This window comes from Pseudomonas sp. PAMC 25886, from assembly GCF_000242655.1.
GTDB lineage: Bacteria > Pseudomonadota > Gammaproteobacteria > Pseudomonadales > Pseudomonadaceae > Aquipseudomonas.
The window spans coordinates 24,142-36,951 of record NZ_AHHC01000020.1 but is presented as its reverse complement, the minus strand read 5'-3'; the positions used below and the strand labels follow the sequence as shown (position 1 = coordinate 36,951).

The window sequence follows — 12,810 nt, the reverse complement described above, 5'->3', positions numbered from 1 at the left end:
AAGATGCGTGATAATAAAGCATGACCCGCTTGACGGCTAGCGCCGTCGGAGACCCTTGTAATGCCCGACCAAGATCTACGTTTGCAACAGCTGCAAGTCTGGCTTGATGAGCAATTGCCTCGCCTTTTTACCGCTCAGGGTTGGGGTGTCGTACCCCCGGCCACGTTGACTGCGGCCAGCAGTGACGCGAGTTTCAGGCGTTACTTCCGATGGGATGGAGGCGGTCGCAGTTTCGTCGTAATGGACGCTCCACCCCCCCAGGAAAACTGCAAACCTTTCGTCGATATCGCTCATTTGCTCGAACAATCGGGAATAAATGTTCCGAAAATTTATGCGCAAGATCTGCTTCGCGGCTTTCTTTTGCTGAGCGACCTGGGGAAAAAAACTTATTTAGACGTGATTGAGGCTGAAAATGCCGATCAATTGTTCGTCGATGCCATCGACGCCTTGCTGGCTTTCCAGCAATTGCCGATGGAGGCCCCGTTGCCCAGCTATGACGTTGCGCTGTTACGTCGCGAGCTGGAATTGTTTCCGGAGTGGTACGTTCGCCGTGAGCTGGGCATTGAGTTTGATGCCCGGCAACTTGCCCTGTGGCAGCGCGTGAGCGACCACCTGATCGACAGCGCCCTGGCCCAACCCAAGGTGCTGGTGCATCGCGACTATATGCCGCGCAACCTGATGATCAGCGAGCCAAACCCCGGCGTGCTGGATTTCCAGGATGCGGTCTACGGCCCGGTGACCTACGACATCACCTGCCTGTTCAAGGACGCATTCCTCAGCTGGCCCCAGGCTCGCGTGCGGGAATGGCAGCGCGGGTACTGGGAACGTGCCGGCGCGTTGGGCATCCCGGTGCAGGCGGACTTCGAGGAATTCCTGCGGGCCAGCGACCTGATGGGCGTGCAGCGTCACCTGAAGGTGATCGGGATCTTCGCGCGCATCTGCCATCGCGACGGCAAGCCACGCTACCTGGCGGACGTGCCGCGCTTCTTTGCTTATATAGAGGCGGTGCTGGCGGACCGGCCAGAGCTGAGCGAACTGGGTGAGTTGCTGGCGAGCCTGCGCGTCGAGGCGGTCTTATGAAGGCCATGATCCTGGCCGCCGGCAAAGGTGAGCGGATGCGTCCGCTGACCTTGCACACGCCCAAGCCGCTGATCCAGGCCGGCGGCAAGCGCCTGATCGAGTATCACCTTGAGGCGCTGGCGAAAGCGGGCTTTACCGATATCGTCATCAACCATGCCTGGCTCGGCCAGCAGATTGAAGGCTACCTGGGTGACGGTTCCCAGTACGGCGTACGCATCCAGTACTCGGCTGAAGGCGAGCCGCTGGAAACCGGCGGCGGGATTTTCAAAGCCTTGCCGCTGCTGGGTGACGAACCGTTCCTGGTGGTCAATGGCGATATCTGGACCGACTACGACTTCGCCAGCCTTGACCGGCCATTGAACGGCCTGGCCCACCTGGTGATGGTCGACAACCCGGCGCATCATCCGTCCGGCGGTGACTTCTACATAAAGGACGGTGCGCTTCATGATGCCGCCCCCGGTGCCGATAACCTGACCTTCAGTGGCATTTCCGTGCTCGACCCGAAGTTGTTCGCGGGGTGCAGTGCGGGTGCCTTCAAGCTGGCGCCGCTGCTGCGTGACGCCATGGCCAAAGGGTTGGTGACGGGGGAGCACATGAGTGGACGCTGGATCGATGTCGGGACGCTGGAGCGCCTGGCGCAAGTCGAAACCCTGCTGACAGCGGGGCACTAGGATGTTGTGGCCAGGGACTCTGATTGGAGCCGGGGCGGGCTTTGCCATTGCCAGCATTCCGGGGGCCATGTTGGGCGCACTGCTGGGCCAGGCGCTGGACCGGCGCCTGGAGCTGCAAAGCTGGGCGCAATTGCGCGAGCGCCTCGGCGGTCGGCCGGCGCTGCGTAACGATGAATTACTGTTCGTGTTGCTGGGCCGCCTGGCCAAGAGCAATGGCCGGGTGGTGGACGGGCATATCCAGCAGGCGCGCCAGGAAATGCGCTCGCTGGACATGGCCGAGCCGGCCCAACGCCGCGCCATTGCCGCGTTCAATCGCGGCAAGTCCGGCTCGGACCGGGTGCGCAGTTATTTGGGCGTGCTCAAGGCCCAACCCCATGCAGCGGAAGGCGTGCTGCGTGCCTGTTGGCGCATGGCCTGGGCGGACGGCAAGGCCAGTACTGCCGAGCGCGAATTGATTGAGCAATGGGGCAAATGGTTGGGGTGGACGGTTCAGCAGATCCAGGCACTGGCCGCTGACTACGAGCCTGAGCGCAAGCCATTGGCCAATCGCGGTGGGGCGTATCAGGAAGCGCTGCGGATTCTGGGGGTGACCGCCACCACCGAGCCGTCAGTGATCAAACGCGCGTACCGGCGCCTGCTCAGCCGGCATCACCCGGACAAGATTGCCGGCAGTGGCGCCAGCCCGGCCCAAGTGCGCGAGGCGACCGAACGTACCCGGGAGTTGCATAACGCCTATGCGCTGATTCGCGAACGGCGGGACTTTCGCTAAAGGTGGGAGCTGGCTTGCCTGCGATGCGGGCAACTCGGTCTCACTGATGCGCCGAGGTGATGCCATCGCAGGTAAGTCAGCTCCCACAGTTGGTCTTCATGCGTTTCAAAAACTGCGCTCAACTCCCGCTGGCTTGTGGGCTCAACCACCCGCGTACCCGCCGGTACAGTTGCTCTTGTCCGGCCGCGCTGTTATCGGGGAAGGCCTTCAGGGACACCTGCTTGTAGTTGTCATTCTTCAAGCGCTTGCTGGCCTGGGAACGTTCCAGGGCGGTTTTGCGCGCCTGCTCGCTGTCCTGATAGAACAGATCCGCCGTCGCCAGCTTCAGTTTGGGTGCCAGTTGTTGCAGGTCCGGTTCACGGCCCACTGGCGTCTGCGCGGCGACCATGACGAATTTCTGCACCTGCGCCGGTTGTTTTTCACTCAGGTAACGTGCCGCCCACCAGGCGCCGGTGCCGTGGCCGAGCAGCACAATGCTGCGGGCGTTCTGGGTCTGGGCGAAGGCGAGGGCGGCATCAATGCGCGCGAAGATTCGCGAGGCGTCAGTCTTGTCTTGTTCATCGCTGCCGGGAACCACGGCCGGGTCGGTGCCTTCGGCTTCAGCGCTGGCAGCTTGCTCAACGGGTTTGGCAACGGTGCTCGCGTCTTTGCTGCTGGTGTCCACCGCCGCTTTGGGTGATTCGATGACCCGTGGCGGCAGCGTGTCGAGGGTCAGGTCCGGCAGTGACAAGCTCAGGGTGCCCCAGGCGGCGTCCGGCAGTTTCTGGCGCAATGGGCCGATTGCTTGAGGCCAGTCAGCACTTTCGCCGTTGCCCGGGACGATAATCACCACGCCTTCAGGCTCGCCACTGTTGGCCGGCTTCCACAGGGCGAGGAAGGAATCGCTGCCTGCTTGCAGCTGTTGCTGCTCCTGTTGCGGGATTTGTCGCTCCAGGGCGTTGGCTTCTTCCTGGCTGCGTTCCGGCAAAGGCTGGCGCGCCACGGGTTTTTCCGGGGCGGGAGCGGGAGTGTCGGCGGCCTCGACACAAAAGGCGCTGGTAAACAGCAGCGACAGGCACAATGCTGGCAGTGCCGAGCGGTGGAGAAGTGGCATCGTTGATTTCCGGCCAGAAGTGATTCCGGCAGCCTAATGGGTTGGTCAGTGTTTGTCAGTGAGATGAGACGTGGATCATGGGTTTTCGCTACCTGCTGGTTATCGGCTGTTTATGCTTTCCCTTGATTGCGGGCGCGGTGCCTGCGCCTGCCACTCACCAGGCGCAGCTGGATGCCGGCCAGCGTGAATGGCTGGGCCAGCACCCGGACCTGCGGGTCGGCCTGGTGTTGCAGGCGCCTTATGCCCAATACGATCGGCGTTTGCAGCGGCTGTCCGGGGCCAACGTCGAGCTGATGCAATGGCTGGCCAAGGCGCTGGATATCGAGCTGACCTGGCGCAACTTCCCCAATCAGGAGCAACTGGAGGCGGCGGTGCGTGACGGCGAGGTCGACCTCGCCCCCGGCCTGCTGCAAACCCCGGCCGGTCTGCGCCTGTGGTTGTTCTCCGACCCGTATATGCGTGTGCCCCAGCACATCGTCGGGGTTCGCGATGGCGGCACGGCGGTTGACCTGGAGAAACTCGACGACCAATCCCGCGTCGCCGTGCGCATGCCCAGCGCGGTGGCGGATTACCTGCGCAGCACCTACCCGAGCCTCAACCTGCAAGGCGTGCCCATGGAGCGCCAGGCCCTGCAACTGCTGGTGAGCCAGCAAGCACGGTACGCGGTGGTGGACGAGGCGCAATTGAGCCGTTTGTCTGGCGAAACCGAGTTCGCCGGCCTCGCCGTGGTGGGCGACATCGGCCTGCCGCAGTTGCTGCGGGTGGCAACGCGACGCGACTGGCCGGAACTGGCCGACATCATGCAAAGCGCCTTGCGTGCGATTCCCGCCAGAGACCTCGACCAACTGCACACGCGCTGGCTGCAACCCAAATACCCGCGGGTGACCGAGTCCCCCGGCTTCTGGCAAAACCTCACTCTGTTGCTGGGGCTCTTGTTACTGGCCAGCCTGGCCGTGGTGTTCTGGCAGCGCCGCCAGCAACGCGGGCTGGAACACAACCTGCTGGCCGCCCGGGAAGAAAGCGCCGCCCGCGCCGCCGGTGCGGAAGCCCTGCGCCTGACGCAGTTCTCCATCGACCAAAGCACCGTCGGCATCCTGTGGGTCAATTGGGACAGCCATGTGCGCTACGCCAACCTGGCGGCAGAAACCATGCTCGGCTACGCCCCCGGCGCGTTGATCGAGCGGCCGCTGATCGAGTTCGACCCGACGCTGACCATGGACCGCTGGCTCAACTTGTGGAAGCGCGCCCGGGCCAGTGAAGACGGGCCGCAGAGTTTTGCGACCAATTGCCTGCGCGCCGATGGCAGTGTGCTGCCGGCGGATGTGTCCCTGAGTTTCCTGCGCTTTGCCGAAGGCGAGTATTTGGTGGTCTACCTCAACGATGTCACCGAGCGCCGCCGGGCCCTCGCGGCCTTGCAGGAAAGTGAAGCGCGCCTGCAAGGGATTGCCGCCAACGTGCCGGGGCTGGTGTTTCGCCTGGAGCGCTTGCCGCACAGTGAAGCGATCGAGTTCGCCTATATCAGCCAGGGCAGCGAGGGCCTGGTGGGTTACGCCCCCGAGGTGCTCAGCCACCCGGCCATGGGCATTCGCAGCCTGGTGCATCCCGATGATCGCGCCAGTTATCACCGCACCCAGGACCAGGCCATCGAGACCGAGAGCAACTGGGCCTGGCAGGGCCGCATCCTGACCCGCCTGGGCGAGCAGCGCTGGGCCGACATCAAGGCCGTGACCCGGCGCCTGGACGACGGCGCCGTGGTGTGGGACGGGATTGTCTGGGACATCAGCGAGAGCAAGCGCATCGAACTGGAGCTGGATGCCTCCCGCGCGCAACTGCGTGAATTGTCTGCTCACCTGGAAACCGTGCGCGAGGAAGAAAAGGCCCGCATCGCCAGGGAAGTGCACGATGAGCTGGGGCAGATGCTCACCGTGCTCAAGCTGGAAACCTCGATGTGTGAGCTGAGCTACGCGCAACTGGACCCCGGCCTGCACGAGCGCCTGAACAGTATGAAGCGCCTGATTGCCCAGCTGTTCCAGCTGGTGCGCGATGTGGCGACTGCTTTGCGCCCGCCGATCCTGGATGCCGGGATTGCCTCGGCGATCGAGTGGCAGGCCCGGCGTTTCGAGGCCCGCACCCAGATTCCCTGCCTGGTGCAGGTGCCGGACAACCTGCCGGTGCTGAGCGACGCCAAGGCCATCGGCCTGTTCCGCATCCTGCAGGAGGCGCTGACCAATGTGATGCGCCATGCCCAGGCGCATACTGTCGAGCTGACACTGGTGGTGGAGGGTGCACACCTGCGGCTGACCATCAGCGACGATGGCGCAGGTTTTGTGCAGGCGCCCGGGCGCCCGGTGTCGTTTGGCCTGGTGGGCATGCGCGAGCGGGTGCTGATCATGGGCGGGCACCTGAGCCTGGACAGCGAAGTGGGCGAGGGCACCACCCTGAGCGTGACGGTGCCGCTGGATTGATAACCAAAAGAAGAGGACATCCACTGTGATCCGTGTACTGGTAGCTGAAGACCACACCATCGTTCGCGAAGGCATCAAGCAACTGATCGGCCTGGCCAAGGACCTGCTGGTGGTGGGCGAGGCGAGCAATGGCGAGCAGTTGCTGGAAACCCTGCGCCATGTGCCCTGCGAGGTGGTGTTGCTGGACATCTCGATGCCGGGCGTCAACGGCCTGGAAGCCATCCCGCGGATTCGTGCGCTGAACAATCCACCGGCGATCCTGGTGCTGTCGATGCACGACGAGGCGCAAATGGCCGCCCGCGCGCTGAAGGTCGGCGCTGCCGGTTATGCCACCAAGGACAGCGACCCGGCGCTGCTGTTGACGGCAATCCGCAAGGTCGCGGCGGGTGGGCGGTACATCGACCCGGACCTGGCAGACCGCATGGTCTTCGAAGTCGGCCTCACCGACTCCCGGCCCTTGCACTCGCTGCTGTCGGAGCGCGAGTTCTCGGTATTCGAGCGCCTGGCCCAGGGCGCCAACGTCAACGACATCGCCCAGCAGTTGGCGTTGAGCAGCAAGACCATCAGCACCCACAAGGCGCGCCTGATGCAAAAACTCAACATTACCTCCCTGGCGGAACTGGTGAAGTACGCCATGGAGCATAAGCTTCTATAGGCGCATACCTGTTTGCGACCACCCCGCGAGCACAACAAACCCATTCCTGCGACCTGTGGCTGTCGCACTGTCCCCTCCCCGCCATCCGTGTAGGGCAATCCCTACCCCAAACCTTCCATATTGCTGATGCCATTCTCTCCGGGCCCCCGATTTGCGGGGCCTTGCGGTAGGACTACGCTTGTTCCATGGCAGTCCAAAACAAAAAGGTGCGGGTATGAGCGAGGTGGATTCAAATGATGTGCTGGTCAGCTTCCGTGGCGTGCAAAAGAGCTACGACGGCGAGAACCTGATCGTCAAAGACCTCAACCTGGAGATTCGCAAGGGCGAGTTCCTGACCCTGCTCGGGCCGTCCGGGTCGGGCAAGACCACCAGCCTGATGATGCTCGCCGGTTTTGAAACCCCCACCGCCGGCGAGATCCAGCTGGCCGGTCGCTCCATCAACAACGTGCCGCCCCACAAACGCGACATCGGCATGGTGTTCCAGAACTATGCGTTGTTCCCGCACATGACCGTCGCCGAGAACCTGGCGTTTCCGCTCTCGGTGCGCGGCCTGAGCAAGACCGACATCAGCGAGCGGGTCAAGCGCGTGCTGAGCATGGTGCAGCTCGATGCCTTCGCCCAGCGCTACCCGGCGCAACTCTCCGGCGGCCAGCAGCAACGTGTGGCCCTGGCCCGTGCGTTGGTGTTTGAACCTCAGCTGGTGCTGATGGACGAACCCCTCGGCGCCCTCGACAAGCAGCTGCGCGAACACATGCAGATGGAGATCAAGCACCTGCACCAGCGCCTCGGCGTCACCGTGGTGTACGTGACCCACGACCAGGGCGAAGCGCTGACCATGTCCGACCGGGTGGCGGTATTTCACCAGGGCGAGATCCAGCAAATTGCCGCGCCGCGCACCCTGTACGAAGAACCGAAAAACACCTTCGTCGCCAACTTCATCGGTGAGAACAACCGCCTCAATGGCCGCCTGCACAGCCACACCGGCGACCGCTGCGTGGTCGAGCTGGCGCGCGGCGAGAAGGTCGAGGCACTGGCGGTGAACGTCGGCCAGGTCGGCGGCCCGGTGACCCTGTCGGTACGCCCGGAGCGCGTCAGCCTGAATGGCTCCAGCGAGAGCTGCGTCAACCGCTTCTCCGGGCGCGTGGCGGAATTTATCTACCTGGGCGACCACGTGCGGGTGCGCCTGGAGGTCTGCGGCAAGTCCGATTTTTTTGTGAAACAACCAATCGCCGAGCTGGACACAGCCCTGGCGGTCGGCGACGTGGTACCGATTGGCTGGCAAGTCGAGCACGTTCGCGCACTCGACCCACTTCTAGAGGCGAATTGATCGCCCCCTTGCTTCACCAACCTCGCACGTGGAGAGAACAACAATGTTGAGATCCCTGAAATATTCGGCCCTGGCGTTGAGCTTGATGGGCGCGACACAGGCCATGGCAGGCCCCGATTTGACGGTCGTGTCCTTCGGTGGCGCGAACAAGGCGGCGCAGGTCAAGGCCTTCTACGCCCCGTGGGAAAGCGCGGGCAACGGCAAGATCGTCGCCGGCGAGTACAACGGTGAAATGGCCAAGGTCAAGGCCATGGTCGACACCAAGAGCGTGTCCTGGGACCTGGTGGAAGTCGAGTCGCCGGAGCTCTCCCGTGGCTGTGACGAAGACATGTTCGAACCCCTGGACCCGAAACTGTTCGGCAACCCGGGCGACTATGTGAAGGGCGCGATCCAGCCGTGTGGCGTGGGCTTCTTTGTGTGGTCCACCGTGCTGGCCTACAACGCCGACAAACTGAAAGCACCGCCAGGCGGCTGGGCAGATTTCTGGGACACCAAGAAATTCCCGGGCAAACGCGGCCTGCGCAAGGGCGCCAAGTACACCCTTGAATTCGCCTTGATGGCTGACGGCGTGGCACCGAAGGATGTGTACAAAGTGCTGGCCGGCAAAGATGGCCAGGACCGTGCGTTCAAGAAGCTCGATGAGCTCAAGCCGTACATCCAGTGGTGGGAAGCGGGCGCCCAACCGCCGCAATACCTCGCTTCTGGCGACGTCGTGATGAGTTCTGCCTACAACGGCCGGATCGCTGCCGTGCAGAAAGAAAGCAACCTGAAAGTGGTGTGGAACGGCGGGATCTACGACTTCGACGCCTGGGCGATTCCAAAAGGCCTGGCGAAAGACCGTGCCGACGCGGCGAAGAAATTCATCGCCTTCTCGGTGCAGCCGCAGCAGCAGAAGACCTACTCGGAAAACATCGCCTACGGCCCGGCCAATACCCAGGCGGTACCGTTGCTGGCGAAGGACATCCTCAAGGACATGCCGACAACCCCGGAGAATATCGCCAACCAGGTTCAGATCGACGTGAGCTTCTGGGCGGATAACGGTGAGCAACTGGAGCAGCGCTTTAACGCGTGGGCGGCCAAGTAACCACCACACCCAGGGTGAATGGGCTTTTTGTGGCGAGGGGGCTTGTCCCCCGTTGGGCTGCGAAGCGGCCCTGAAACCAGCCACCGCGGTCAGCCTGAAAAACCGCGGTGGCTTTACTGGGGCTGCTGCGCAGCCCAACGGGGGACAAGCCCCCTCGCCACAGGTATGGGCCCTCACAGGTCTGCATTCTTTTTTACGATCCGGAGTTCGCCATGGCCATCGCCATTCCCAGCCCCACCCTGAAACAGCGCCTGGCGCGTGCCGAGCGGCTCAACCGCTGGAAGGCCCAGGCCTTGATCGCGCCGCTGGTGGTGTTTTTGCTGCTGGTGTTCCTGGTGCCGATTGTGGCGCTGCTGTACAAAAGCGTCGGCAACCCGGAAGTGGTGGGCGGCCTGCCGCGCACGGTGGTGGCGGTGACGGCCTGGGACGGTCGTGGCCTGCCCGGCGAGCCGGTGTACCAGGCCATCAGCGAAGACCTGGGCGAAGCCCGGAAAAACTCGACCCTGGGCGACCTCTCAAAACGCTTGAACATGGAACTGGCGGGCTATCGCAGCCTGCTGACGAAAACCGCGCGGGCGCTGCCGTTTACCGAAGCGCCCGCCTCCTATAAAGAAGCGCTGGAAAACCTCGACGAACGCTGGGGCGACCCGGCGTACTGGCAGGCGATCCGGCGCAACACCAGCAGCCTCACGCCTTATTACTTGCTGGCCGCCGTCGATCATCGCATCGACGACCTCGGCGAAATCGCCCCGGCCACGCCGGACCAGGCGATCTACCTCGACATCTTCGCCCGTACCTTCTGGATGGGCCTGGTCATCACCGTGTGCTGCCTGCTGCTGGCCTACCCGCTGGCTTACCTGCTGGCCAACCTGCCGGCGCGGCAAAGCAACCTGCTGATGATCCTGGTGCTGTTGCCGTTCTGGACGTCGGTGCTGGTGCGGGTGGCGGCCTGGATTGTGTTGCTGCAGTCCGGCGGCTTGATCAACAGTGCGCTGATGGGCATGGGCCTGATCGACAAACCGGTGGAGCTGGTGTTCAACCGGCTGGGGGTCTACATCTCCATGGTGCACATCCTGCTGCCGTTCATGATTCTGCCGATCTACAGCGTGATGAAAGGCATCTCGCCCACCTATATGCGCGCGGCGATTTCACTGGGCTGCCACCCGTTCGCCAGCTTCTGGCGCGTGTACTTCCCGCAGACCTACGCGGGCGTCGGCGCCGGCTGCCTGTTGGTGTTCATTTTGGCGATCGGCTACTACATCACCCCGGCCTTGCTGGGCAGCCCGAACGACCAGATGGTCAGCTACTTCGTGGCCTTCTACACCAACACCAGCATCAACTGGGGCATGGCTACGGCCCTGGGCGGCTTGCTGCTGCTGGCTACCGTGGTGCTGTACCTGATCTACAACTGGCTGGTAGGCGCCAGCCGCCTGCGCCTGAGCTGAGGAGACCGTTGCGATGCTGAGCCCTTATATGTCCCCCGTGGAACGGGTCTGGTTCTACAGCTTGCGGATTCTCTGCGGCCTGATCCTGTTGTTCCTGATCTTGCCGGTGCTGGTGATCATCCCGCTGTCGTTCAACAGTGGAAGTTTCCTGGTGTACCCACTGCAAGGTTTCTCGTTGCACTGGTACCAGGACTTCTTCGGTTCGGCGGAGTGGATGCGCGCCCTGAAGAACAGCATCATCGTCGCCCCGGCGGCGACGGTGCTGGCGATGGTGTTCGGCACGCTGGCGGCGATTGGCCTGACGCGCGGGAATTTTCCCGGCAAGGCACTGGTAATGGCCCTGGTGATTTCGCCGATGGTGGTGCCGGTGGTGATTATCGGCGTGGCCAGTTACCTGTTCTTCGCGCCGCTGGGCCTGGGCAACAGCTTCTTCTCGCTGATCGTGGTGCACGCGGTGTTGGGCGTGCCGTTTGTGATCATCACTGTGTCGGCAACCTTGCAGGGCTTCAACCATAACCTGGTGCGGGCGGCGGCAAGCCTGGGCGCGTCCCCGCTGACGGCGTTTCGCCGGGTGACCTTGCCGTTGATTGCACCGGGGGTGATCTCCGGTGCGCTGTTTGCCTTTGCCACCTCGTTCGATGAAGTGGTGGTGACGCTGTTCCTCGCCGGGCCCGAGCAGGCGACGTTGCCCCGGCAGATGTTCAGCGGTATCCGCGAAAATCTCAGCCCGACCATTGCGGCGGCGGCGACCTTGTTGATCGCCTTCTCGGTGGTGCTGTTGCTGACCCTGGAATGGCTGCGCGGGCGCAGCGAGAAACTGCGTACGGCCCAAGTCTAAAGGCCGACTCTCGGTTAAATGTGGGAGCTGGCTTGCCTGCGATGCGGGCGACTCGGTTTTTCAGTTGCACCGAATTGATGCTATCGCAGGCAAGCCAGCTCCCACAGGGAACGTGCCATTCAGCTGCTGAATGGCTGACAACCTGCAATCTGAAGCTACTCTTGTGCCAGCCCATAACTGATAAGAGGCCGCGCACATGAGTACTTCCTCATTCAAGATCGCCCACAAACTGCTCACCGGCCCAGGTGCCATCGAGCAACTGGCCGCCGAGCTGACGCGGCTGGATGTCGACAACCCGCTGATTGTCACCGACGCGGCGCTGGTCAAGTCCGGTACCGTGGGGCTGGCGCTGGAACACCTGGGCGAACGGACCTATGAAATTTTCGACCGCGTGCTGCCCGACCCGGAAATCGCCATCGTCGAAGATTGCATGCGCGTCTACCGCGAAGGCGGGCATGACGGCCTGATCGGCGTCGGCGGCGGCAGTGCCATCGACATCGCCAAGAGCGTCGCGGCCTACGCCGGTTACCACGGTGCCCTGGCCGACCTGTTCGGCGTCGACCAGGTGCCACGCAAAGGCCCGCCGCTGATCGCGATTCCCACCACCGCCGGCACCGGTTCGGAGGTGACCAATGTGGCGATTCTGTCGGACAAGGTCGCGCAGCTGAAAAAAGGCATCGTCAGCGATTACCTGCTGCCGGACGTGGCCCTGATCAGCCCGCAAATGACCCTGACCTGCCCCCGCAGCGTCACGGCCGCCAGTGGTGTGGACGCGCTGGTGCATGCCGTTGAGTCCTACCTGTCGCTGAATGCTTCGCCGATTACCGACGCACTGGCCATCGGCGCGATCAAGCTGATCGCCAAGGCGCTGCCCAAGGCCTACGCCAACCCCGCCAACCTGCAGGCCCGTGACGACATGGCCACCGCAAGCCTGATGGCCGGCATGGCGTTCGGCAATGCTGGCGTGGGCGCGGTGCATGCGTTGGCGTATCCGCTGGGCGGGCGCTTCAATATCGCCCACGGCGTGAGCAATGCCTTGCTGCTGCCCTACGTGATGCACTGGAACAAGCTGGCGTGCGTGGAGCGCATGCAGGAGATTGCCCAGGCCATGGGCGTGAATGTAACGGGGCTGAGTGCGGTGGATGCCGCCGACCAGGCCGTCGATGCGATGACGCGACTGTGTGCCGCAGTCGAGATCCCGTCAGGGCTGCGCAGCTTCGGTGTGCCCGAGGACGCGATCCCGGCCATGGCGGTAGAAGCGGCGGGGATCGAGCGGTTGATGCGCAACAATCCGCGCAAGCTGAGCGCGGCGGATATCGAGAAAATCTACCGGGCAGCGTTCTAACCATTGAGCGAGGTCACGGTGCGCGCGGCAAAGCATGA

The 12,810-nt window shown here is 63.3% G+C and carries 11 protein-coding genes; 10 read left to right on the top strand and 1 reads right to left on the bottom strand.

The features are described from left to right. Positions 1-60: 60 nt before the first annotated feature. The 3 genes from MUM_RS0104125 to MUM_RS0104115 are packed head-to-tail and all read left to right on the top strand — an operon-like array spanning position 61 to position 2,520. The gene (locus MUM_RS0104125; protein ID WP_010167268.1) at positions 61-1,080 is read left to right on the top strand and encodes an aminoglycoside phosphotransferase family protein; all 1,020 of its coding nucleotides are present in this window, start codon (positions 61-63) and stop codon (positions 1,078-1,080) included. Beyond that, the gene (murU, locus tag MUM_RS0104120) at positions 1,077-1,751 is read left to right on the top strand and encodes an N-acetylmuramate alpha-1-phosphate uridylyltransferase MurU (RefSeq protein WP_010167266.1); all 675 of its coding nucleotides are present in this window, start codon (positions 1,077-1,079) and stop codon (positions 1,749-1,751) included. The genes MUM_RS0104125 and murU overlap by 4 nt, the downstream gene beginning before the upstream one ends. A 1-nt stretch (position 1,752) precedes the next feature. Next, on the top strand, positions 1,753-2,520 hold the full coding sequence (locus MUM_RS0104115; RefSeq protein WP_010167264.1) for a TerB family tellurite resistance protein: 768 nt from the start codon (positions 1,753-1,755) through the stop codon (positions 2,518-2,520). Positions 2,521-2,638: 118 nt separating this feature from the next. Here MUM_RS0104115 and MUM_RS0104110 read toward each other — a convergent pair whose 3' ends face one another. Beyond that, positions 2,639-3,613, bottom strand: coding sequence for an alpha/beta hydrolase family protein (locus MUM_RS0104110; protein ID WP_010167262.1), 975 nt, complete (start codon positions 3,611-3,613; stop codon positions 2,639-2,641). A gap of 77 nt (positions 3,614-3,690) precedes the next feature. Between MUM_RS0104110 and MUM_RS0104105 the strand changes: the two genes are divergently transcribed. The 7 genes from MUM_RS0104105 to MUM_RS0104075 all read left to right on the top strand — a co-directional run bounded on the left by MUM_RS0104105 (position 3,691) and on the right by MUM_RS0104075 (position 12,772). Next, positions 3,691-6,078 (top strand): PAS domain-containing sensor histidine kinase, encoded by a 2,388-nt coding sequence (locus MUM_RS0104105; protein ID WP_010167260.1) that lies wholly within the window; start codon positions 3,691-3,693, stop codon positions 6,076-6,078. A 25-nt stretch (positions 6,079-6,103) separates the two neighbouring features. Next, the gene (locus MUM_RS0104100; RefSeq protein ID WP_003210977.1) at positions 6,104-6,733 is read left to right on the top strand and encodes a response regulator; all 630 of its coding nucleotides are present in this window, start codon (positions 6,104-6,106) and stop codon (positions 6,731-6,733) included. A 214-nt stretch (positions 6,734-6,947) separates the two neighbouring features. Then, positions 6,948-8,060, top strand: a complete 1,113-nt coding sequence (locus MUM_RS0104095) for an ABC transporter ATP-binding protein (protein ID WP_010167252.1) — start codon at positions 6,948-6,950, stop codon at positions 8,058-8,060. A 43-nt stretch (positions 8,061-8,103) separates the two neighbouring features. Next, entirely contained in the window at positions 8,104-9,144 is a 1,041-nt protein-coding gene (locus tag MUM_RS0104090) for an ABC transporter substrate-binding protein (protein WP_010167251.1), read from the top strand. A 212-nt stretch (positions 9,145-9,356) separates the two neighbouring features. Continuing rightward, complete coding sequence (locus MUM_RS0104085; protein ID WP_010167250.1) at positions 9,357-10,589, top strand: ABC transporter permease; 1,233 nt, start codon at positions 9,357-9,359, stop codon at positions 10,587-10,589. 13 nt (positions 10,590-10,602) lie between these two features. Beyond that, a complete protein-coding gene (locus MUM_RS0104080) occupies positions 10,603-11,427 on the top strand; it encodes an ABC transporter permease (protein ID WP_010167249.1) in 825 nt (274 codons plus the stop codon). A gap of 196 nt (positions 11,428-11,623) precedes the next feature. After that, positions 11,624-12,772: an iron-containing alcohol dehydrogenase gene (locus tag MUM_RS0104075; RefSeq protein ID WP_010167248.1), complete on the top strand. Its 1,149-nt coding sequence runs from the start codon at positions 11,624-11,626 to the stop codon at positions 12,770-12,772. Positions 12,773-12,810: the final 38 nt, after the last annotated feature.